The organism is Pseudomonas kitaguniensis, assembly GCF_049199985.1.
Taxonomy (GTDB): Bacteria; Pseudomonadota; Gammaproteobacteria; order Pseudomonadales; family Pseudomonadaceae; genus Aquipseudomonas; species Aquipseudomonas kitaguniensis.
In genome coordinates this window covers 1-23,020 of record NZ_JBLZPT010000027.1, presented here as the reverse complement: position 1 = coordinate 23,020, position 23,020 = coordinate 1, and the positions used below count along the sequence as shown (strand labels likewise).

Annotated in this window: 19 protein-coding genes; 9 read left to right on the top strand and 10 right to left on the bottom strand. The window is 61.0% G+C overall.

What is annotated here, in order from left to right; genetic code table 11:
* The 6 genes from flgJ to ACOZK9_RS23695 all read right to left on the bottom strand — a co-directional run bounded on the left by flgJ (window position 1) and on the right by ACOZK9_RS23695 (window position 6,632).
* Window positions 1-1,266: a flagellar assembly peptidoglycan hydrolase FlgJ gene (gene flgJ / locus ACOZK9_RS23720; protein ID WP_058413207.1), complete on the bottom strand. Its 1,266-nt coding sequence runs from the start codon at window positions 1,264-1,266 to the stop codon at window positions 1-3.
* A gap of 4 nt (window positions 1,267-1,270) precedes the next feature.
* Window positions 1,271-2,359 (bottom strand): flagellar basal body P-ring protein FlgI, encoded by a 1,089-nt coding sequence (locus ACOZK9_RS23715; RefSeq protein ID WP_058413221.1) that lies wholly within the window; start codon window positions 2,357-2,359, stop codon window positions 1,271-1,273.
* Window positions 2,360-2,386: 27 nt separating this feature from the next.
* Window positions 2,387-3,082: a flagellar basal body L-ring protein FlgH gene (gene flgH / locus ACOZK9_RS23710; protein WP_058413208.1), complete on the bottom strand. Its 696-nt coding sequence runs from the start codon at window positions 3,080-3,082 to the stop codon at window positions 2,387-2,389.
* Window positions 3,083-3,135: 53 nt separating this feature from the next.
* Window positions 3,136-3,921 (bottom strand): flagellar basal-body rod protein FlgG, encoded by a 786-nt coding sequence (gene flgG, locus ACOZK9_RS23705; RefSeq protein WP_058413209.1) that lies wholly within the window; start codon window positions 3,919-3,921, stop codon window positions 3,136-3,138.
* Between the two features lie 80 nt (window positions 3,922-4,001).
* Window positions 4,002-4,742, bottom strand: a complete 741-nt coding sequence (locus ACOZK9_RS23700; RefSeq protein WP_172979739.1) for a flagellar basal body rod protein FlgF — start codon at window positions 4,740-4,742, stop codon at window positions 4,002-4,004.
* Between the two features lie 324 nt (window positions 4,743-5,066).
* Window positions 5,067-6,632 carry a sigma-54-dependent transcriptional regulator gene (locus ACOZK9_RS23695; RefSeq protein ID WP_152747030.1) on the bottom strand — a complete coding sequence of 522 codons (1,566 nt, stop codon included), beginning with the start codon at window positions 6,630-6,632 and terminating at the stop codon, window positions 5,067-5,069.
* Between the two features lie 259 nt (window positions 6,633-6,891).
* Here ACOZK9_RS23695 and phhA point away from each other — a divergent pair, with 259 nt between their 5' ends.
* The 3 genes from phhA (at window position 6,892) to ACOZK9_RS23680 (ending at window position 9,341) form a co-directional block, all read left to right on the top strand.
* Window positions 6,892-7,683 (top strand): phenylalanine 4-monooxygenase, encoded by a 792-nt coding sequence (gene phhA / locus ACOZK9_RS23690; protein WP_122250246.1) that lies wholly within the window; start codon window positions 6,892-6,894, stop codon window positions 7,681-7,683.
* Window positions 7,684-7,791: 108 nt separating this feature from the next.
* Window positions 7,792-8,148 carry a 4a-hydroxytetrahydrobiopterin dehydratase gene (locus ACOZK9_RS23685; RefSeq protein ID WP_122250245.1) on the top strand — a complete coding sequence of 119 codons (357 nt, stop codon included), beginning with the start codon at window positions 7,792-7,794 and terminating at the stop codon, window positions 8,146-8,148.
* Window positions 8,148-9,341, top strand: coding sequence for an amino acid aminotransferase (locus tag ACOZK9_RS23680; RefSeq protein ID WP_421556689.1), 1,194 nt, complete (start codon window positions 8,148-8,150; stop codon window positions 9,339-9,341). The genes ACOZK9_RS23685 and ACOZK9_RS23680 overlap by 1 nt, the downstream gene beginning before the upstream one ends.
* Before the next feature lie 98 nt (window positions 9,342-9,439).
* Here the strand turns inward: ACOZK9_RS23680 and ACOZK9_RS23675 are convergent, their stop codons facing one another.
* Entirely contained in the window at window positions 9,440-10,249 is an 810-nt protein-coding gene (locus tag ACOZK9_RS23675) for a UDP-2,3-diacylglucosamine diphosphatase (RefSeq protein WP_058413215.1), read from the bottom strand.
* A gap of 151 nt (window positions 10,250-10,400) precedes the next feature.
* On the opposite strand from ACOZK9_RS23675, the gene ACOZK9_RS23670 reads away from it, so the two are divergent.
* Window positions 10,401-11,180 (top strand): helix-turn-helix transcriptional regulator, encoded by a 780-nt coding sequence (locus ACOZK9_RS23670; RefSeq protein ID WP_058413216.1) that lies wholly within the window; start codon window positions 10,401-10,403, stop codon window positions 11,178-11,180.
* Window positions 11,181-11,262: 82 nt separating this feature from the next.
* Entirely contained in the window at window positions 11,263-12,147 is an 885-nt protein-coding gene (locus tag ACOZK9_RS23665; RefSeq protein ID WP_058413217.1) for a DMT family transporter, read from the top strand.
* Between the two features lie 3 nt (window positions 12,148-12,150).
* Here the strand turns inward: ACOZK9_RS23665 and ACOZK9_RS23660 are convergent, their stop codons facing one another.
* Entirely contained in the window at window positions 12,151-12,438 is a 288-nt protein-coding gene (locus tag ACOZK9_RS23660) for an Rdx family protein (RefSeq protein ID WP_058413218.1), read from the bottom strand.
* A gap of 85 nt (window positions 12,439-12,523) precedes the next feature.
* Between ACOZK9_RS23660 and ACOZK9_RS23655 the strand changes: the two genes are divergently transcribed.
* Window positions 12,524-14,713 (top strand): patatin-like phospholipase family protein, encoded by a 2,190-nt coding sequence (locus tag ACOZK9_RS23655; RefSeq protein WP_058413219.1) that lies wholly within the window; start codon window positions 12,524-12,526, stop codon window positions 14,711-14,713.
* A gap of 135 nt (window positions 14,714-14,848) precedes the next feature.
* On the opposite strand, the gene ACOZK9_RS23650 is transcribed toward ACOZK9_RS23655, so the two are convergent.
* Both ACOZK9_RS23650 and recQ read right to left on the bottom strand, forming a co-directional pair.
* A complete protein-coding gene (locus ACOZK9_RS23650) occupies window positions 14,849-15,283 on the bottom strand; it encodes a MarR family transcriptional regulator (protein WP_058415066.1) in 435 nt (144 codons plus the stop codon).
* Window positions 15,284-15,404: 121 nt separating this feature from the next.
* On the bottom strand, window positions 15,405-17,531 hold the full coding sequence (gene recQ / locus ACOZK9_RS23645) for a DNA helicase RecQ (RefSeq protein WP_058415067.1): 2,127 nt from the start codon (window positions 17,529-17,531) through the stop codon (window positions 15,405-15,407).
* Between the two features lie 328 nt (window positions 17,532-17,859).
* Here recQ and ACOZK9_RS23640 point away from each other — a divergent pair, with 328 nt between their 5' ends.
* The 3 genes from ACOZK9_RS23640 to ACOZK9_RS23630 all read left to right on the top strand — a co-directional run bounded on the left by ACOZK9_RS23640 (window position 17,860) and on the right by ACOZK9_RS23630 (window position 22,590).
* Entirely contained in the window at window positions 17,860-18,447 is a 588-nt protein-coding gene (locus ACOZK9_RS23640; protein WP_058415068.1) for a UPF0149 family protein, read from the top strand.
* Between the two features lie 20 nt (window positions 18,448-18,467).
* Window positions 18,468-18,854 (top strand): YbaN family protein, encoded by a 387-nt coding sequence (locus ACOZK9_RS23635; protein ID WP_099240444.1) that lies wholly within the window; start codon window positions 18,468-18,470, stop codon window positions 18,852-18,854.
* A gap of 265 nt (window positions 18,855-19,119) precedes the next feature.
* A complete protein-coding gene (locus tag ACOZK9_RS23630; protein ID WP_421556688.1) occupies window positions 19,120-22,590 on the top strand; it encodes a hybrid sensor histidine kinase/response regulator in 3,471 nt (1,156 codons plus the stop codon).
* Window positions 22,591-23,020: the final 430 nt, after the last annotated feature.

Sequence of the window (23,020 nt, the reverse complement as noted above, 5' to 3'; positions counted from 1 at the left end):
TTATAAATGAGTGGTTGCGCCCGCGGCAGCGTAATTCTGGTAACTGTCCATCGTTTTGGCGATCTGCGAAATCTTGTTGGCGTAGTTCGGGTCAGTGGCATATCCGGCTTTTTGCAATTCACGCACAAACTGTTCCGGGTTATCGGCAGATTTCACAACTTCTTTATAGCGATCATTGCTTTGCAGCAAGGTCACGAGGTCGTGGAAGCTGTCCTGGTAAGAGTCATAGGAGCGGAACTGCGCCGTTTCCTTGACCATCGAACCATCGCGAAACTCGCTGGTAATCGCACGGGCCTGACCGCCCTGCCAACTCTGGCCGGCCTTGATGCCGAACAGGTTGTGGCTGCTGCTGCCGTCTTGGGCACGCATCACCGATTTACCCCAACCGGTTTCCAACGCCGCCTGCGCCACCAGGTACTTCGGATCGACGCCAATGCGCGCGGCGGCCGCTTTGGCCATCGGCAGCATGGTGGCGACAAATTCGTCCTGCGAGCTGAAGGCTTTTTTCGCCGGTGCCAACGGTGGCTGGGCCACGGCGCGGCTGTAAACCTGCATCTGCCCGGTCGGCGCGACGGCAAAACCGCGCGCGGCGCTGTTGACCACATTGTCTTCGGCGACACTGTTACGCAGCGGCGCAGCTTTGGGCGCGGTGGTCTGGTCGGTGCTTGGCACGATGCCCGCCAACAGACGATCCGTCAGCTTGCTCGGCAACGAGATACGGCGCTGGTTCATCAATGCCACGTCGTTGGCGTGCGAACTGCTGCCCTCGGGCACCGCCACGCGGTACGCCCACAGCGGACGTTCACCATTGGAGCGGCCCAGCGGGCCTTCTGCCTGAGTGCCCGCGGCAATCGCGGTGGGCACATCAACTTTTTTCACCGGCTCAGCCGCCGCCGGGCCTTGCAAGGTGGCCGCCTGAGCGTCCACCGGCTTGTTCTTTTGCATCTGACGCATCAGCACGTCGGCCAGGCCGATACCGCCGCCCTCGCGGGACATCGACACCGCCAGTTGCTGGTCGTACATTTCCTGGTACTGCTTGGCGGCCGGGGTGTTCATCGGGTTGTCTTTGCCCAGGGCTTCAGTGGCCGAACGCATGGACTTGAGCATCTCGCTCAAGAACAGCGACTCGAACTCCTGCGCCACCTTGCGCATGTTGCCTTCGCTGTTCTTGTCGCCGACCTTGAGCTGGTTCAACCGGTTCAAGTCGGAATAAGACCCCGAATCCGCCGTGCTGGTCAGGCCGCTGTTGCGCATGTCCATAGCCATGGCCTTAGATCACTATCAGGTCGGCTTGCAAAGCGCCGGCCTGCTTCAACGCTTCGAGGATCGCCATCAAGTCGCCCGGCGCTGCGCCCACCTGGTTCACCGCGCGGACGATCTCGTCCAGCGTGGTGCCGGGGCCGAACTTGAACATCGGCTTGGCTTCTTGCTGAGCGTTGACCCGCGAGCGCGGTACCACCGCCGTCTGGCCGTTGGACAACGCGCCCGGCTGGCTGACGATCGGGTCTTCGGTAATGGTTACGGTCAAGCTGCCGTGGGTCACCGCAGCCGGCGAAACCTTGACGTTCTGACCGATCACGATGGTGCCGGTACGCGAGTTAATGATGACTTTGGCCACCGCCTGGCCTGGATCGACTTCAAGGTTTTCCAGGATCGACAGGTAGTCGACGCGCTGGCTTGGGTCGAGCGGCGCGGTCACACGGATCGAGCCACCGTCGATGGCCTGTGCCACGCCTGGGCCAAGCATGTCGTTGATTTTATCGACCACGCGCTTGGCGGTGGTGAAGTCCGAACGGTTGAGGTTCAAGGTCAGGCTATTGCCCTGGTTGAAACCGCTGGGCACGGTGCGCTCCACCGAGGCACCGCCTGGAATCCGCCCGGCCGACGGCACGTTAACGGTGATCTTCGAACCGTCGCGGCCTTCGGCATCAAAGCCGCCGACCACCAGGTTGCCTTGGGCGATGGCGTAGACGTTGCCGTCGATACCTTTGAGCGGCGTCATCAGCAAGGTGCCGCCACGCAGGCTTTTCGAATTACCCATCGACGACACGGTGATGTCGACCACTTGGCCGGGCTTGGCGAACGGCGGCAAGTCGGCACTGATCGACACGGCCGCGACGTTTTTCAACTGCACGTTACCCGAGCCGGCCGGCACCTTGATGCCGAACTGCGAGAGCATGTTGTTGAAGGTCTGCAGGGTGAACGGGGTCTGGGTGGTTTGGTCACCCGTACCGTTAAGCCCGACCACCAGGCCGTAGCCGATCAACTGGTTGGAACGCACGCCGGAAATACTCGCGATGTCTTTCAGGCGCTCGGCCTGGGCCACAGCGCTTAAGGAGAGCAGGAGTGCCGCCGCCATCAGCTGTTTGAGTTTCAAAGTGGCCACCTAGAAAGGGAACAGCGGGCTAAGGAAGAAACGGTCGAACCAGCCCGGCTGACTGGCATCAGCAAACGAACCCGTACCCGAGTAGGTAATGCGCGCATCGGCGATACGCGTCGACGACACGGTGTTGTCGGTGGCAATGTCATCGGCACGCACCATACCCGCGATGCGCACCAACTCGTCACCGGTGTTGAGCGTCATCCATTTTTCGCCACGAATGGCGATGATGCCGTTGGGCAATACGTCGGCAACCGTCACCGTGATCGAGCCGGTCAGGCTGTTGCCCTGCCCTGCCGCGCTCTTGCCGTTGGTGGCACGGTCGCCGCTGTAGCCGGCATTCAGGCTGAGATCACCGCTGCCCAACGGGTTGTTGGTGTTAGGTACGCCACCGAACAATGAGGTCAGGCCAATGCTGGTTTTGCTGGTCTTGCCCACCTGCGAGTTGGCGTTCTTGCTCGCCTGGGTTTTCTCGTTAAGGGTGATGGTGATGATGTCACCGACCCGGAACGCCTTGCGGTCGCTGTACAGGTTCTGTTCGAAACCGGCCTGGTAGATCGAGCCATTGTTGGCGGCCGCAGGCAGCGGCGTGCGCGGCAACACCGGCGCGTAGTACGGGTCATTGGGTTTTGGCGTCGGGGCTACACAGCCCGCGAGCGCGGCGATCCCACTCAATGCCAGAACAGAAACATAGCGATTCATGACCCTAACCTCACGGTGTCGCAGGCGCCTTCAAAGGCGCCCCATAGACTTGATTACAGATTCTGCGTTACGAACGAAAGCATCTGGTCGGCGGTGGAAATCACCTTGGAGTTCATCTCGTAGGCGCGCTGGGTGGTGATCATGTTGACCATCTCCTCAACCGTGCTGACGTTGGAGGTTTCCAGGGTGCTTTGCAGCGTGGTGCCAAAACCGTTCAGGCCAGGGGTGCCGACTTGCGGCGCGCCGCTGGAGGCGGTTTCCAGGAACAGGTTGTTACCGATGGCTTGCAGACCGGCCGGGTTGATGAAGTCGGCGGTTTGCAGGTTGCCGATCACTTGCGACGCCGGGTTACCGGCCACCGTGATCGACACGGTGCCGTCGTTGCCGACGGTAAAGGTCTGGGCATTGTTGGGCACAACAATCGCCGGTTCCAGGGCAAAACCATTGGCGGTGACCATCTGACCGTTGGCGTCCAGGTGGAAGGTGCCGTCACGCGTGTAGGTGGTGGTGCCATCGGGCTGCAAAATCTGGAAGAAGCCTTTGCCGTTGATGGCCATGTCCAGCGGCTGACCGGTTTGTTGCAGGTTACCGGCGGTGAAGTTTTTCTGGGTGCCGACGATCTGCACACCGGTACCCAATTGCAGGCCCGACGGCAGCTCGCTGTCTTGGCTCGACTGGGCGCCTGGTTGGCGTTTGATCTGATAGAGCAAGTCCTGGAACTCGGCGCGATCACGTTTGAAGCCCGTGGTCGACACGTTGGCCAAGTTGTTGGAAATGGTCGTCAGGTTGGTGTCCTGGGCGGACAAACCTGTTTTGGCAACCCATAGAGCCGGAAGCATGCTGTTCTCCTTCGTGCGCCTGTTTGTTGGCGCTGCGCTGCACTAATTATTTAAAAGCCAGGTACTCAATGACTCGGCTATCAGCTCATCGCCAGAACGCGAGTCATGGCCTGGTCGTCTTCTTTAGCGCTGTTCATCATTTTGATGTGCAGCTCAAACTGCTTGGAAAGCGACAGCACTGCGGTCATTTCTTCAACGGCATTGACGTTGCTCGCCTGCAGGAAGCCCGAGGTCAGCCTCACGTTGGCATCGACTACGGCCGGCTGGCCATCCTTGGTATGGATGGTGCCGTCCAGGCCCTTGGTCATGTTCTTGAGGTCCGGCTGGACCAGCTTGATGCGGTCCACTTCAGCCATCACCCGTGGGCCTTCGCCCATGGCGCGGATGCTGATGGTGCCGTCGGCACCGACTTCGATTTTCTGCTGCGGCGGCACGGCAATCGGGCCACCGTTGCCCATGATCGGCATGCCGTTACCGGCACGCAGCACGCCCAGCGCGTCAACATTCATGCTGGCGCTGCGCACATAGGCTTCGCTGCCATCCGGGGTTTGCACGGCCATCCAGCCGTCACCGCTGACGGCCACGTCGAGGTCGCGACCGGTTTCGATCATCGCGCCAGGGGTGAAGTCGGTCGCCGGCCGTTCGGTCAGGGCAAACGCCCGCGCCGGAAAGCTGTCACCAAACACCGGCATCGAACGTGCCTGCTCCAGGTCACGCTGAAAGCCGTTAGTGGAAATGTTCGCCAGATTGTTGGCATGGGCCTTCTGCGCCAGTGCGTTCTGGCTGGCGCCGGTCATTGCCACATAAAGGTATTTGTCCACGCTCTATCCTCTTCTGACGGACGCTTGCCGCCCACCGCTGTACTGATGAGGCTTAAGCAATTAGCGAACCAACTTTTTAAAATCGGCGGAAATTCAAGCGGGCCGGGGCTTTGCGGGGAGTCTTGAAGATTTCACAGGGTGAGCAGAGTCGAAAAAACGGCGAACTACTGCCGCGTGCGGCAAGCAGTGACTGCCGAGCTGGCGACACAGGCCAATTGTGGGAGCGGGCTTGCTCGCGATAGCGTCAACGCGGTGTACCTGAAGGTCCGAGGTGTCTGCATCGCGAGCAAGCCCGCTTCCACAGTTGATCCAAGCAGTCAGTCGTTAGCCGCGATCAGCCTTGAGAATGCCGTAATCACGCAGCTTGTTGGCGATGGTGGTATGCGACACGCCCAGGCGCTTGCCGAGTTGCCGGCTGCTGGAATGCTCGGCATACAAGCTTTCCAGCACCGCCCGCTCAAACCGCCCGACAATTTCTTCCAGCCCGCCCTCCAGCGAAAAATCGCCAAGCGGCTGACGCACCCCGTAATCCGGCAACCGAATATGTTCAGCCTTGACCGTGCCGCCTTCACACAACGACACCGCCTGAAACAGCACATTCTCCAACTGCCGCACATTCCCCGGCCAATGGTAATGACTCAGCCGATCCATCGCCGCCGGCGCCAGCTTGGGCAGCGGGCAGCCGATCTGCCGGCTGGCCTGGTCAATAAAGTGTTCCACCAACGGCGCCAACCCATCCAGGCACTCGCGCAACGGCGGTATGTGCAACGACAGCACATTCAGCCGGTGATAAAGATCCTGGCGAAACTCACCGCGAGCGCACAGTTCGGACAAATCCACCTGGGTTGCGCACATCACCCGCACGTCCAGGTACACCTCTTCATCACTGCCCACGCGACGAAAGCAGCCATCCTGCAGAAAGCGCAGCAACTTCACCTGCAACCGCGCGCTCATTTCGCCAACCCCATCGAGAAACAACGTGCCGCCCGCCGTCAGTTCAAGCAGCCCCAACTTGCCTTCCGCGCGCGCCCCCTCAAAGGCGCCGGGGCCGTAGCCAAACAATTCGGTCTCGGCCATCGACTCGGGCAAGCCTGCGCAGTTAAGCGCCATCAGCGGCGATTGCCCACGCGGGCTGGCGAGGTGGCAGGCGCGCGCAAGCAACTCTTTGCCGGTGCCGGTTTCGCCTTCTATTAATAGAGGCGCATCTAACGGCGCCATGCGCCGTGCTTCACGCACCACGGCGGCCATGACTTTGGAGCTTTGGAAAATACTGTCGAACCCGCGCAGCTCTTGCTTGCGCACATTGTAGATACGCTCGCCCACACGGTCGGCACGGTGCAGGGTCAACACGGCGCCAGCCATGGCTTCGCTGTCGTCGTGCTCGGAGGATTGCAGCGGCGCAATGTCCGCCAGAAATACGTCACCCTTGACCTTGACCCGCAAACCGTTGATCCGCGATTTACTCGCGCGCACCAACTCGGGCAAATCAAAGTCCTCGGCATAACGTGACAATGGAATACCCGGCACCTCGTCCACCCGCACCCCGAGCAACTGCGCCGCTGCACGGTTGGCGGCGACGATGGAGCCGCCCATGTCAATCGACAGCACCGGAAACTCCAGGGCGCCGAGCAGCGCGTTTAGCTCCATGTGCCGACGTTCGCTGGGCATCAGCCCTACCCGCTTCACGCCGAATACGCCGGCGATCGCCTCAAATTGCGGGCGCAATGCCTGGAACTGCATGTTCACCAGGTTCGGGCAAAACAGGTAAATAGCGTTGCCATGTTCGCCGCCGACTTCGCCTTTGGCGACGTTGACGCCGTATTCCACCAACAGGTTGAGAATGTCCCGCAGGATGCCAATACGGTTCTGGCAGTGCACTTTGATACGCATGAGAACACCCGAAAGATGGCGAGGCGCCGCGTGTTTTTTTGCAGCGGAGCGCAGATAGTCGTCAAGATTATGTGACAGCGCGTGACCTTTTCACAGCCCAAACCACACAACCTTCGCCGCATCGTAACGAATACTTTACAAAAAAAGCCGAATACGCCTGCATGCCCAGGCTGCAGGCCGATGGAATCCGCTACGTGGCGCGTTATCAATAGGCCCATCGCAGGACATAACAAGAACGAATGCCTAGCAGGAGAGCCGTATGAAGCAGACGCAGTACGTGGCGCGTGAGCCCGATGCGCAAGGTTTTATCCACTATTCGCCGGAAGAGCATGCGGTGTGGAACACCCTGATCACCCGTCAACTGAAGGTGATCGAGGGTCGCGCCTGCCAGGAATATCTGGACGGCATCGACAAACTCGGCCTGCCCCTTGAGCGCATTCCGCAATTGGGCGAGATCAACAACGTGCTGGCCGAGACCACCGGCTGGCAAGTCGCCCGCGTGCCGGCGCTGATCCCCTTTCAAACCTTCTTCGAATTGCTCGCCAACAAGCAGTTTCCGGTGGCGACCTTTATTCGTACCCGTGAAGAACTCGACTACCTGCAAGAGCCGGATATTTTTCACGAGATCTTCGGCCACTGCCCGCTGCTGACCAACCCCTGGTTTGCCGAATTCACCCACACCTACGGCAAGCTCGGCCTCGCCGCCAGTAAAGAGCAACGCGTGTACCTGGCGCGCCTGTACTGGATGACCATCGAATTCGGCTTGGTGGACACGCCGCACGGTCGACGCATCTACGGTGGCGGTATTCTGTCGTCGCCCAAAGAGACGGTGTACAGCCTGTCGTCCGAGCCGAAGCATCAAACCTTCGACCCGCTTGAGGCGATGCGCACACCGTATCGAATCGACATCCTGCAACCGCTGTATTTTGTCTTGCCAGAGCTTAAGCGCCTGTTCGAGGTGGCGCAGGAAGACATTATGGGCATGGTCGAACGCGGCATGCAGCTCGGTCTGCACGCGCCGCTGTTCCCGCCGAAACCCAAAGCTGCGTAAGCGCTCACCGCCTCCTAACGTTTGAGGCCGGGTGAGTCTGTTCCCAGGCCGCGCGTTGCTTTAGGGTGACGCCACTGACGACCGTTTTTCAAACTCAGGACATTCCACATGACTACCTTGAACCAAGCCCACTGCGAAGCCTGCCGCGCCGACGCCCCGCAAGTCAGCGACGAAGAGTTGCCGGTACTGATCAAGCAGATCCCCGACTGGAATATCGAAGTCCGCGACGGCGTGATGCAGCTGGAAAAGGTGTTCCTGTTCAAGAACTTCAAATTCGCCCTGGCCTTTACCAACGCCGTGGGTGAAATCGCCGAAGCCGAAGGCCATCACCCAGGCCTGCTCACCGAGTGGGGCAAAGTCACCGTGACCTGGTGGAGCCACTCCATCAAAGGCCTGCACCGCAACGACTTCATCATGGCCGCGCGCACCGACGAAGTGGCCAAAAACGCCGAGGGCCGCAAGTAATGCATTTCGATGCCATTGACCGCGTGCCCGGCGACCCGATCCTTGGGCTGATGGACCTGTACGCGCAAGACGCCAACCCGAACAAGTTCGACCTCGGCGTGGGCGTGTATAAGGACGACCAGGGCCTGACCCCGATTCCGCACGCGGTAAAGCTGGCGGAACAGCGCCTGGTCGACACGCAAACCACCAAGACCTACATCGGCGGGCACGGCCAGGCGGCCTTCGGCACGTTGATCAGTGAGTTGGTGCTGGGCGCCGACTCCGCGTTGATCGGCGAACGCCGCGCCGGCGCGACCCAAACACCGGGCGGCACTGGCGCGCTGCGTTTGAGTGCCGACTTTATCGCCCACAGCCTGCCAGGCCGTGGCGTGTGGCTGAGCGACCCGACGTGGCCGATTCATCAAACCATCTTTGCCAAGGCCGGGATCAAGGTCAGCCATTACCCGTACGTGGGCGCTGACAATCGCCTGGACGTGGCAGCGATGCTCGCGACACTTTCCACTGTGCCCGAGGGCGACGTAGTGCTGCTGCACGCCTGCTGCCACAACCCGACCGGTTTCGACCTGTCGCAGGATGACTGGCGCCAGGTGCTGCAGATCGTGCGCGAGCGTCACCTGCTGCCGCTGATCGACTTCGCCTACCAGGGCTTTGGCGACGGGCTGGAGCAGGACGCCTGGGCGGTGCGGCTGTTTGCGGCCGAGCTGCCGGAAGTGCTGATCACCAGTTCTTGCTCAAAGAACTTCGGGCTGTACCGCGACCGCGTCGGCGCGCTGATCGTGTGTGCGGCGGACGCGGAAAAGCTCATGGATGTGCGCAGCCAACTGGCGAATATCGCGCGTAATTTGTGGTCGACGCCGCCGGATCATGGCGCGGCAGTGGTTGCGACTATCCTCGGTGATGCCGAGCTGAAGAAGGTCTGGAGCGGCGAAGTCGAAGCCATGCGGTTGCGCATTGCACACTTGCGTTCAGGCTTGGTGGAAGCGCTGGTGCCGCACGGATTGGCTGAGCGGTTTGCGCATATTGGAGAACAGCGCGGGATGTTTTCCTATACCGGTTTGAGTGCCGGGCAAGTGGAGCAACTGCGCGATAAGCACAGTGTGTATATGGTCAGTTCGGGGCGGGCCAATGTGGCCGGCGTTGATGCAGCGCGGCTAACCTTGCTCGCGCAAGCCATCGCCGACGTGTCTAACTGAAACTGTGGGAGCGGGCTTGCTCGCGATGCAGGCACCGCGGTACATCAGCACTACCCGGTTGATGCCATCTCGAGCAAGCCCGCTCCCACTCAGGGCCTTTAGCCCGCAACCATCTGCGCTTTAAGCTGTGCCTGTTTAGCCTGAGCATCCGCCAACCGATACAACTCGATATGCCCGTCCCAGTGCTCGATCAGCGCCGTGCACGACTCCACCCAATCCCCGCAGTTGAGGTAATCCACCTCGCCCACCTTGCGGATCTCGGCGTGGTGAATATGCCCGCACACCACACCGTGCAGCTCACGCTTGGTCACTTCGTGGGCAATCGCTTCTTCGAAATCGCTGATAAAACTCACCGCCGTTTTGACCTTGTGCTTGAGGTAAGCCGACAGCGACCAGTAGCCATAACCGTAGCGCGCACGCCAGTGGTTGAGCCAGCGGTTCAGCGTCAGCGTGAACTCGTAAGCCGAGTCGCCGAGGAAGGCCAGCCAACGGTGGTAACGCGTGATCACATCAAACTGGTCGCCGTGGATGACCAGCAAGTGGCGGCCATCGGCAGTCACATGCACGGCCTCGTCAACCAGTTGGATATTGCCCAAAATGAGCTTGGAATAGCGCCGCAGGAATTCATCGTGGTTGCCGGTGACGTAGATCACCTCGGTGCCGCGCTTGGCCATGGTCAGCAAGCGACGAATCACGTTGGTGTGGGCCTGCGGCCAATACATGCCGCCGCGCATTTTCCAGCCGTCAATGATGTCGCCGACCAGGTAGACCTTATCGGCGTGGTAGCCCTTGAGAAACTGCGACAAGTGCTCGGCCTGGCAATCCCGGGTGCCCAAGTGCACGTCGGAAATCCACAAGGTACGAACCCGTTGTTTACGGCTGGGTTTGGCCAACTCGGCACTGGTCATGGGCATCCCTCGACGCTGTTTTCGCGAGCTTGCGCCTTGGCGGTGAATAGCCCATGACAACTGTGCGTCAGTCTGATGACAACGCCCGCGCGCCGCGAAGCGTTGTAGACTGGCGACCTGGCTGCCCAAGACACTGCATCAGGAGACCGCGATGAGGCCGATGCTCACGCTGCGCCACTACACCGAAGCCCCCCTCGCCCACAGCCATGACCATGCGCAATTGGTGTTCGGCCTGTCCGGTCATCTGGACATGCAAGTGGATGGCCGTGGCAGTCGGGTGCAACACAGCAGCGTGATGGTCCTGCCGGTTTCCACTCACCATGCCTGCGACAGCCGTGATGGCAGCCACTGCCTGGTGCTGGATGTGCCGCCCGAGCAATGGTTGATACAGTCGTTGGGCGAACATGCCGATGCCAGCCGCCGCTTGCTCGACCAACCGGCGCACCTGACACTCGACGCCCGGCAAAGCCAGTTGGTGCAATGGCTGGCGAGCGGCCCGGTGGATGACCCGCTGATTGTGCAGCAAGGTGCGGTGCTGTTGCTGGCCAGTCTTAATCCTGCGCTGGCGCCAACGGTGCCAGGCCGAAGGTTGCCGTATGCGGCGTTCAATGCGTACATCGAACGCCACGCGGCACACCCGCTGCAGGTGGCCGACCTTGCGCGGATTGCCGACCTGTCCGTGGCGCGCCTGCATGCGCGTTTTATCGCCGAATGTGCGCAAACGCCGATGGACTACCTGCGCAGCCGTCGCCTGCATACCGCGGTAAAACTGCTCAAGGAAACACCCTTGCCCATCGGTGAAATCGCCGCCCGCGTCGGCTACAGCTCGCAAAGTGCATTTGCCGCGGCGATGTTGCGTGAGTTCGGCGCATCGCCCGGCGCATTGCGGCGCTGCTCGCAGGCATCGCTCGAAAAGATAGTTTCGCGATAAAAATCGCTAGCCACGCGACAGACGCCCGCCTGCACAAGCCTCTAGACTGCGATGCTGTTACTCCCGTTGGTTAAGGATCGCAATGACTCCCCGCTCAGCCCTCGGCGCCCTGCATATCGGTGCATTGATGTTTGGCCTCACCGGCGTATTCGGCAAGCTGGCCGCCGCCTCGCCCGCCATTATCGTGTTTGGCCGCGCCGCGTTTGCGGTGATTGCCTTGGCGGTATTTGCGCGCTTTGCCAGCAACACCGCCTGGAAAAGACTTGAGAGGCGCGACTGGGGCCGCCTGCTGATCAGCGGCGTATTGCTCGCAGCGCATTGGGTGACCTTCTTTATGGCCGTCAAGGTCGGCGGTGTGGCCGTCGCTACGCTTGGGTTTACCGCCTTCCCGGCCTTTACCGTGATTCTCGAAGGGCTGATCTTCCGCGAGCGCATTCGGGCCAATGAAGTGCTGCTGGTGGCGCTGGTCAGCGTCGGACTGGTGCTGGTGACGCCAGACTTCAACCTCGCCAGCGAGGCCACCGGCGGCTTGCTTTGGGGCATCGCCTCGGGCCTGCTGTTTTCGCTGTTGTCGCTGAACAACCGCGCCAGCTCCGGGCGAATCCCGGCAGTACAGGCAGCGTTGTGCCAGAACGTGGTGGTTGCCGCGTTGCTATTGCCCGTGGCCGCGCCGGGGCTCGCGGATGTGCGCGCCATTGACTGGCTGTGGATAGGCCTGCTCGGGGTGTTCTGTACCGGCCTGGCGCACAGCCTGTTTGTGGCCGCGCTGGCGGTGATCAAGGCGCGCACCGCGTCGGTGGTGTTTGCGATGGAGCCGATCTACGGCATCACCATGGCCTGGCTGTTGTTTGCCGAAACCCCGACCTTGCGCATGCTGCTGGGCGGCGCGCTGATTATCGTCGCCATCGTGCTTTCTGGCCTGATGGGCAGCGCCAGTCAGGCCAAAAAGCCAACGGCAACCGCCTGACGTTCAGGCTGTGCGGTCGTTGTGGCCCAAATCGCGCTGCGGGTCGATCTGGTCACGCACGCGCTGCTTGAGCGCCTTGGCTTCCGGGAAACCGCCATCGGCCTTGCGCTCCCAAATTTGCACGCCATCGCAGGTGATGCGAAACGCGCCGCCGGTGGCCGGTTCCAGCGCCACACGGCCGAGGTCATCGGCAAACGTACTCAACAATTCCTGAGCCAGCCACGCGGCGCGCAGCAGCCACTGGCACTGGGTGCAATAGGTGATGACGATCTCGGGTTTGCTCGGCGACATAATTTGAGAGGTTCCTTGCGTAACGGGCTAGGAGGATCGAGCGGCTATAATAGCCACCTTATATCGCCCAGCCTCGAGATTCATGATGCGCCGCCTGCTGTCCTGCCTGTTTCTTTGCCTGCTCCCCCTCCTTGCCACTGCGCTCGAAAACCCACGCCCCAAAATTGGCCTGGTGCTGTCCGGCGGCGCCGCCCGTGGCCTGGCGCACATTGGTGTGCTCAAGGCCCTGGAAGAACAAGGCATCCAAATCGATGCGATTGCCGGTACCAGCATGGGCGCGGTGATTGGCGGGCTGTATGCCTCGGGCTACAAAATTGATGAGCTGGAAAAGCTCGCGCTGAATATTGATTGGCAACGGGCGTTGTCCGACGCCCCGCCGCGTGAAGATGTACCGTTTCGACGCAAGCAGGATGACCGGGATTTCCTGGTCAAGCAGAAGCTCAGTTTCCGCGATGACGGCAGCCTCGGTTTGCCACTCGGGGTTATCCAGGGCCAAAACCTGGCGTTGCTACTCGAAAGCATGTTCGCCCACAGCAGCAACACGCGTAACTTCGACAAGCTGCCGATCCCTTTCCGCGCCGTGGCCACCGACATCACCAGCGGTGAAAAAGTCGTGTTCAGTAAAGGCCACCTGCCGCAAGTGATCCGCGCCAGCATGTCGATCCCTGCCGTGTTTGCACCGGTGGAGATAGACGGCCGGCTGCTGGTGGACGGTGGCATGACCGACAACATCCCGCTGGATGTGGCGCGCGAGATGGGCGTCGACATCGCCATCGTGGTCGACATCGGCACCCCGCTGCGTTCGCGCAAACAACTGGCCACCGTGGTCGACGTGCTGAACCAGTCCATCACCCTGATGACCCGGCGCAATTCCGAAGAACAACTCAAGGCCTTGCACCCCAAGGACGTGTTGATTCAGCCACCCCTGGCGGCCTTCGGCGTGACGGACTTCGGCCGCGCCAAAGACATGATCGACGCGGGCTACCGCGCCACCCGTGCACTCGACCTTCGCTTGGCGCACTTGCGCCCCGCCGAACCGGTCGACGCGGAACTGGTGGCCGCACGCGCACCCAGCGAACGCACCCCGACGATCACCGCGATTACCGTAGAGAACGACTCGAAAGTCAGCGACGACGTGATTCGCTACTACATCCGCCAGCCCCTCGGCGAGCCCCTGAACCTGGGGCGCCTGCAAACCGACATGGGCACGCTGTACGGCCTGGACTACTTCGAACAGGTGCAATACCGCGTGGTTAAAAAAGGCCAGGACAATACCTTGGTGATCAGCGCGCGCGGCAAACGCAGCGGCACCGATTACCTGCGCCTGGGCCTGAGCCTGTCGGATGACATGCGCGGCGACAGCGCCTTCAACATCGGCGCCAGTTACCGCATGAACGGCATCAACCGCCTCGGCGCCGAGTGGCTGACGCGGGTGCAGATCGGTGATCGCCAAGAGCTGTACAGCGAGTTCTACCAGCCGATGGACACCGGCTCACGCTACTTCGTCGCGCCCTATATCAGTGCCCAGGCGCAGAACGTTGAACTGACTCTGGACAACGACCCCATCTCTGAATACCGCCTGGAACGCTATGGTTTTGGCTTGAATGTGGGCCGGCAGATCGGCAACAGCGGCGAGATTCGCTTCGGCGTCGGCGAAGCCTGGGGCAAGGCAGACGTGCGCATCGGCGACCGCGACCTGCCGAGCGTGAGCTTCAACGAAGGCTTCTATGAACTGAAATACTCGTTCGACTCGCTGGATAACGTGTACTTCCCGCATACCGGCGAAGACATCGGCCTGGCCTACCGCGAGTTTGAGCCAGGCTTGGGCTCGGACCAACGCTACCGGCAGTGGGAGTTCAAGCTGGACAAGGCCATGAGCCACGGCCCGGACACGCTCATATTGGGCGGTCGCTACGGGCGTACCCTGGATAAATCCGACGTGGTGGTTTCCAGCTTCCTGCTCGGCGGTGCGCGGCAGTTGTCGGGCTTTCGCCAGGACGCGATTTCCGGGCAGAACATCGCCCTGATGCGCGCGGTGTACTATCGCCGCCTGACGCCGCGCTCATACCTGCCGCTGGATTTCCCGCTGTACCTTGGGGCATCGCTGGAACGCGGCCGGGCCTGGAACAACGACAATCAGTTCGACAGTGGCTACATCAACGCCGCGAGTATTTTTCTGGGGTTTGATACGCCGCTGGGGCCGCTGAATTTCAGCTATGGGTTTAATGATGACAATCAGCAGGCGGTGTATTTGAACCTGGGGCAAACGTTCTAGAAGGCAGGCACAAAACTAAATGTGGGAGCGGGCTTGCTCGCGATGGCGGTGTATCAGTTGAAAATACTTATCTGACACACCGCCATCGCGAGCAAGCCCGCTCCCACAAAAAGCGCTTTTGATCCAACCGCGAAATCAGGACTTTTCCAGATTCCCCAAAATTCGCCCATGCACACGCATGCACACACTCAGGTCCTCCTCGTCCACCCCCACAAACAGCTCGTGGCGCAACGTGGTGGCAATCGTTTCAATCTGCTCGATCAAAGGCTTGGCAGTATCGCAAAGCAAAATACGCTTGGCGCGGCGGTCTTCCAGTACCGCTTGGCGCTGCACCAGCCCTTGGCCCTCAAGGCTGTCGAGCAAGCGCGCCAGTGTCGGCCCTTCCACCCCAACACTTTGCGCCAACTCACGCTGAGTAGGCGCCTCCTCAAAACGGGCCAAGTGCAACAGCACCAACCATCGCGCCTGGGACAAACCCAACCCTGCCAAGCGGCGGTCGAGCTCGGCGCGCCAACCTCGGGACATATGCGCTAACTGCATGCCAAAACGGTGTTGATCGGTTAACGGCATAAAAAACTCGTTGTTTAGTCTGAAAAATAAGGATGGCTAATTATTAACCAGCAGAGCACGAGTCATGCCAGTAGGCAAGCGTTGCCAGGAAGTGCTTCGTCACAATGTGGTGACGGATACCCTAAATTTCGAATTCTGACTGCAGCGCAGCCCGCACACAGTACAAAACACCCTCGGGAACACGCCCGGTAAACAACGGCGCAATCTCCGTAACAGGTGGCAATTCGCCTTCTCCGTCGAGGAACGCATCCTGGATTTCACCGAGCAAATCTTCGGGTAAATCGAGCGCCTGCTCCAACGACAACTGCTGCTTGCCAATGGATTCGGCCAACAAGGTGTAGACGTTTTTTTCCGAGCATTGCAGCTGGCTGGCGATCTGAATCGGGGTCATGCCTGCGCGCGCCAGGCTAATCAGTTCGTGGCGAATATCGGCGACTTCCTTCGGCGCTTCAACCTGGCCACCGAGCACTTCAAGGAAGGCCTGACCGTAACGTTCCAGCTTGCGCGCCCCCACACCGCTGACCCTGCCCATTTCGGCCATGCTGGTCGGCTGCTCGCGCAGCATTTCGAGCAAGGTCGAGTCGGGGAAAATAACGTAAGGCGGCACACTGTGCTCCTGCGCAAGTTTGCGCCGCAGGGTGCGCAAGGCTTCCCACTGTTCGCGTTCTTCGCCGCGCACCAACTGACTGGCCTGGCTGGTGCTGCTCTTGGCAGTGGTCTGCGGCTTGAGATCGCGGCGCAGTTGCAGGCTCACTTCGCCCTTGAGCAATGGCCGGCAACTGTCGTTCAGGCGCAGGCCGCCATACCCTTCCAGGTCGATATCGACCAGGCTGCGCGCCACCATCTGCCGAAACAACGAACGCCACTCGCCTTCGGCGCGGGCTTTGCCGACGCCGTAGACCGAGAGTTTTTCGTGGCCAAAGCTGCGTACTTTTTCGTTGTCCTTGCCCAGCAACACATCCACCAGATGGCCCACGCCATAACGCTGGCCCGTGCGATAAATCGCCGACAGCGCCTGGCGCGCCGGCTCGGTGGCGTCCCAGGTCTGCACGCCGTCGACGCAGTTATCGCAGTGGCCGCACGGGTTGGGCATGTCTTCATCAAAATACGCCAGCAGCGTTTGACGGCGGCAGCGGGTCTCTTCACACAGCGACAGCATCGCGTCGAGCTTGTGTTGCTCCAGGCGCTTGTGGCGCTCGTCGCCTTCGGAGTTCTGCAGCATCTGCTTGAGCATCACCACGTCTTGCAGGCCGTAGACCATCCAGGCATCTGCGGGCAGGCCATCACGACCGGCACGCCCGGTTTCCTGGTAGTAGGCCTCAAGGGATTTGGGCAAATCCATGTGGGCCACGAAACGCACGTTGGATTTATCGATGCCCATGCCAAACGCGATGGTCGCCACCATGATCAGGCCTTCCTCATTGAGGAAGCGCTTTTGGTGGTGCGCGCGGGTTTCATTAGGCAAACCTGCGTGGTACGGCAGCGCCGGGTAGCCTTGCTCACAAAGGAACGCGGCCACTTCATCGACCTTCTTGCGCGACAGGCAATAGACAATGCCTGCATCGCTGCGCCGCTCGGAAAGGAACGCCAGCAACTGCTTGCGCGGCTGTTCCTTGGGCACGATGCGGTAGAAAATATTCGGCCGGTCGAAGCTTGAGAGGAAGCGCTCGGCGTTCTGCAAATGCAGGCGATCAACGATTTCTTCGCGGGTGCGTTTGTCGGCAGTGGCGGTCAGCGCGATGCGCGGAACGTCGGGAAACAACTCCGCCAATTGGCCCAACTGCAAATATTCGCGACGAAAATCGTGGCCCCATTGCGACACGCAGTGGGCTTCGTCGATGGCGAACAGGGCGATTTCCAGGCTCTGCAAAAAAGCCAGCATACGCGGCTGCACCAGGCGCTCGGGGGCCAGGTAGAGCATTTTCACCTCACCGCGCTTGATCCGCGCGGCCAGGTCGCGCTGCTGTTCGGCGCTGAGGGTGGAGTTCAAGGCCGCTGCCGCCACACCGAGTTCTTCAAGGGTGGCCACCTGGTCGTCCATCAATGCGATCAGCGGCGACACCACCACGGCCAACCCGTTACGCAACAGCGCCGGCACCTGGAAGCACAACGACTTGCCGCCACCGGTAGGCATCAATACCAGGGCGTCACCGCCATTGGCCACGCGCTCAATGATCGCACCCTGGCGGCCACGAAAACTGTCGTAGCCGAAGATGTCCTTGAGGACGCGTTGAGCCTGCTCGAGCATGTAAAACTCCAAAAAAGTGCCGAAACCTTCTATACAGGCTGGCCGAAAAAACCCGCGCTCACGGTAAATAATCCGTAAGCGAAGTTTTCCAGGGTGGGTGCCCAGCCTGCAAGGGCATCACAAAACGCGGCAGTATACCCGAGCGTTACCCGGCAAAGGGCTCCGCTTGCGAATAGCCGCAAATGCTTAATCGCCCCCAAACGCGGCGAAATCGGTTCTGTGAACCGCACTAAATCAACCTCATCGCGAGCCAAGCCGCTCGCAGACTGGCCTGAGCGCGCAAGAAAGCCTAGAATTCAGCATCGTTTATTCCCAAGGTAGCCCTTCAATGTCCTTCGCTGAGCAACTAACCCGCCTGCAAGCCTTCCTCGACGCCGATGAGCTGCATGACGAGGCGCTGGACTACGTGGCCGCCCACGGCTACCTGACCGCCCTTTCAATCTCTTCCGACAGCGTGCCGGACCGTGAGTGGATCGACGCGTTGTTCGCTGAAGAACCGCATTACGCCGACGACGCCCAGCGCGAAGAAATCGAATCCACGCTGCTGGCGCTGAAGGCGCATATCGGTCGCCAACTGGCCGCCGATGAAGAATTTGAGCTGCCGTGCGACCTCGACCTCGGCGAAGAGCCGGATGACTCCGACCTGCGCGGCTGGTGCATCGGCTTCATGGAAGGCGTGTTCCTGCGCGAAGCGGCCTGGTTCGAAACCGCCGAAGAAGAAGTCAGCGAAATGCTGTTGCCGATCATGGTCGGTTCGGGCCTGTTTGATGACCAGCCGGAATTCTCCGACATCGCCGCAGACGCCAACCTGATGGACGACATGATCGTACAGATCCCCGAAGCCCTGACTGCGCTGTACCTGCTGTGCAACGCGCCTGACGAAAAACCGGCGATCCTCAAACCTCGTCACCACTGAGTCATTTGCCCGTGCACCCCATGGGCAATCGCTCGCCGCTCCTGCGTTACGCGCTGCTGGCCATCGGCTGGCTAAGCGTCGCGCTGGGGGTGATCGGTATTTTCTTGCCGGTATTGCCGACCACGCCCTTTCTGTTGCTCGCTGCCGCCTGTTTCGCTCGAAGCTCCCCGCGTTTTTACCACTGGCTGGTGCAGCATCCGCGGCTGGGGCCTTGGATACGCGACTATCTGGAGGGCAATGGCATTCCGCTCAAAGGCAAGGTGTATGCGATTGGCTTGATGTGGCTGAGCATTGGTTTTTCCTGCTATCTGGTGCCGTTGCCGTGGGCGCGCGGGTTTATGCTGACCAGTGCGGTGCTGGTGACGGTGTATATCCTGCGGCAGAAGACCTTGGCGCCGCGCGTCTAAGATCAAAATCAACAACAGGCGCCCCAATCGCCCAAGCCGAATGGGACCGACTGAGGGAGCGGGCTTGCTCGCGATGGCATCAACTCGGTATGCCTGATGGTCCGAGGCGCCTGCATCGCGAGCAAGCCCGCTCCCACACATTTCAGCCGTTACCCAAACAACGGCCAGCCACGCGACCTTGGTCGACACTGACTAACCCCAGGCATCATGCGAGACTGTGCAACCGGGCCTGGAATGCCTGGGCGTTCTTATGCTCGGAGTTACCATGACGCTGTCCAGCGGGCTGATCGCCGCCGTTGCCCTGGCCTATATGGCCATTATGTTCACCATCGCCTTTTACGGTGACCGTCGCCATGCGCCGTTGCCGCCGAGGGTGCGTGCCTGGGTGTATAGCCTGTCGCTGGCGGTTTACTGCACCAGTTGGACCTTCTTCGGCGCGGTAGGCCAGGCCGCCGAGCAACTGTGGGCATTTTTACCGATTTACCTCGGACCGGCACTGCTGCTGGTGCTGGCGCCGTGGGTGCTGCAAAAGATGATCCTGATCAGCAAGCAGGAAAACATCACTTCGATTGCCGACTTTATCGCCGCGCGCTACGGCAAATCGCAATCGCTTGCGGTGGTGGTGGCGTTGATCTGCCTGGTCGGCGTGTTGCCCTACATCGCCCTGCAGCTCAAAGGCATCGTGCTGGGCGTGAACTTGCTGATCGGCTCCGGCCCCGACACCACTGGCACCCGCGCCCAGGACACTGCGTTGATCGTGTCGCTGGTGCTTGCGCTGTTCACGATTGTGTTTGGTACGCGCAACCTCGACGCCACGGAACACCACCGTGGCATGGTGCTGGCGATTGCATTTGAATCGCTGGTCAAGCTGTTCGCTTTTCTGGCCGTCGGCGCGTTTGTGACGTATGGCCTGTATGACGGCTTCGGCGACTTGTTCAGCCAGGCGATGCTCGCGCCGCGCCTGGAGGAATACTGGAAAGAGACGATCAACTGGCCATCGATGGTGGTGCAGACCGGTGTGGCGATGATGGCAATCATCTGCCTGCCCCGGCAGTTTCATGTCACGGTGGTCGAAAACATCGACCCGCAGGATTTGCGCTTGGCCAAGTGGGTATTCCCGGCTTACTTGATCCTCGCCGCGCTGTTTGTGGTGCCCATCGCCCTTGGCGGCAAGATGCTCTTGCCCGGCTCGGTATTGCCGGACTCTTACGTGATCAGCCTGCCGATGGCCGAAGCGCACCCGGCCCTCGCCGTGCTGGCGTTTATCGGCGGCGCATCGGCGGCCACCGGCATGGTTATCGTCGCCAGCATTGCGCTGTCGACCATGGTGTCCAACGACATGTTGCTGCCGTGGCTGCTGCGCCGTTCCAGTGCCGAGCGGCCGTTCGAAGTGTTCCGCCACTGGATGCTGTCGGTCCGCCGCGTGAGCATTGTGATCATCCTGCTGCTCGCTTACGTGATTTACCGGCTGCTCGGCTCGACCGCCAGCCTTGCGACTATCGGCCAGATCGCCTTCGCAGCGGTCACTCAACTCGCGCCGGCGATGCTTGGCGCGCTGTACTGGAAGCAGGCCAACCGGCGTGGCGTGTTTGCCGGTTTGGCGGCGGGCACATTCCTCTGGTTTTACACCTTGGTCCTACCGGTTACGGCGAAAAGCCTGGGCTGGTCGCTCAGCCTGTTCCCCGGCCTGACGTGGCTGCATTCGCACCCGTTTGGCGCGTCCGTCACATCACTAACGCTGGGCACGGTGTTCTCGCTGGCGGGTAACTTCACGCTGTTCGTGTGGGTCTCGTTACTCTCGCGTACACGCGTTTCCGAGCATTGGCAGGCCGGACGCTTCATCGGCCAGGAGATCAGCCAACGCGCCAGCGCTCGCTCGATGTTGTCGGTGCAGATCAGCGACTTGCTCAGCCTGGCGGCGCGCTTTGTGGGTGATGAACGTGCTCAGCAGAGTTTTATCCGCTTCGCCTATCGCCAAGGCAAAGGCTTCAATCCTAACCAAAATGCCGATAACGATTGGATCGCTCACACCGAACGTTTATTGGCCGGTGTGCTGGGCGCCTCGTCGACACGCGCAGTGGTCAAAGCGGCGATTGAAGGCCGCGAAATGCAGCTGGAGGACGTAGTCCGCATCGCCGATGAAGCCTCCGAAGTGCTGCAGTTCAACCGCGCGCTGCTGCAAGGCGCTATCGAAAACATCACCCAGGGCATCAGCGTGGTCGACCAGTCGCTCAAACTGGTGGCCTGGAACCGGCGCTACCTGGAGCTGTTCAATTACCCCGAAGGATTGATCAGCGTGGGCCGGCCGATTGCCGACATCATTCGCTACAACGCCGAGCGCGGCCTGTGCGGGCCGGGCGAAGCCGAAGTACACGTGGCGCGACGCCTGCACTGGATGCGCCAGGGCCGCGCGCACACCTCTGAGCGTTTGTTCCCGAATGGGCGCGTGATCGAGCTGATCGGCAACCCCATGCCCGGCGGCGGGTTCGTCATGAGCTTCACCGACATCACTGCGTTCCGCGAAGCCGAGCAAGCGCTCACCGAAGCCAATGAAGGCCTGGAGCAACGCGTCACCGCGCGCACGCATGAGCTGTCGCAACTGAATGTGGCGCTCACCGACGCTAAAGGCGTGGCCGAAACCGCCAGCCAGTCGAAGACGCGCTTTCTTGCCGCCGTCAGCCATGACCTGATGCAACCGTTGAACGCGGCGCGGCTGTTCTCCGCCGCCCTCTCCCACCAGAACGATGGTTTGTCTGCCGAGGCCCGGCAGTTGGTGCAGCACTTGGACAGCTCGCTGCGCTCAGCCGAAGACCTGATCAGCGACTTGCTGGATATTTCGCGCCTGGAAAACGGCAAGATCAACCCACAGCGCCAGCCGTTTGTGCTCAACGAGCTGTTCGACACCCTTGGCGCCGAGTTCAAGGCGCTGGCCCGCGAACAAGGCCTGCGCTTTCGCTTGCGCGGCAGTCGCCTGCGGGTTAACAGCGATATCAAATTGCTGCGACGTATTCTGCAGAATTTTCTGACCAATGCATTCCGCTATGCCGACGGCCCGGTGCTACTCGGCGTACGCAGGCGCAAGGGCGAGCTGTGCCTGGAAGTGTGGGACCGCGGCCCGGGTATTCCGCAGGATAAACAGCAAGTGATCTTCGAAGAGTTCAAGCGCCTGGACAGCCACCAGACCCGCGCCGAAAAAGGTTTAGGCCTGGGTTTGGCGATCGCCGATGGCCTGTGCCGAGTGCTGGACCACCGCCTGAGCGTGCGCTCGTGGCCGGGCAAAGGCAGCGTGTTCAGCGTGCGCGTGCCACTCGCGCGCAACCAGGCCAGCCCCGCGCTTAAAACGCCGCAAGACACCGGCCAACCGCTGAGCGGCGCACAGGTGCTGTGCGTGGATAACGAAGAAAGCATCCTGATCGGCATGCGCAGCCTGTTGACGCGCTGGGGTTGCGAGGTGTGGACGGCCACCGACCAGGCGCAATGCGCCGCGTTGCTGGCCGATGGCGTACGCCCGCAACTGGCGCTGGTGGATTACCATTTGGACCATGGCGAAACCGGCACCGAGCTGATGGGCTGGCTACGGGCGCAATTGGCCGAGCCGATTCCCGGCGTAGTGATCAGCGCCGACGGGCGCCCGGAAATGGTCGCAGAAGTGCACGCGGCAGGCCTGGACTACTTGGCCAAACCAGTGAAGCCCGCCGCATTGCGCGCACTATTGAGTCGGCATCTACCGCTCTAGACAACCTTATATGAGCACCCGGCTTATGTGGGTGCCGGCTAATGTGGGAGCCGGGCTTATGTGGGAGCGGGCTTGCTCGCGATGGCCTCAACTCGGTGTACCTGATGGTCCGAGGCGCCTGCATCGCGAGCAAGCCCGCTCCCACAGTTGGCCGAGTTCGCCTGCAGGATCAGGCCGACTGTGCAGCGCGCGGATCAATAACCTGCGCAGTTCACTCTGGACGCCGAGCTTGTGTGGGAGCCGGGCTTATGTGGGGGCTTGCTCGCGATGGCCTCAACTCGGTATACCTGATGGTCCGAGGCGCCTGCATCGCGAGCAAGCCCGCTCCCACAGTTGGCCGAGTTCGCCTGCAGGATCAGGGCGACTGTGCAGCGCGCGGATCAATAACCTGCGCAGTTCACTCTGGGCACCGAGCTTGTGTGGGAGGCGG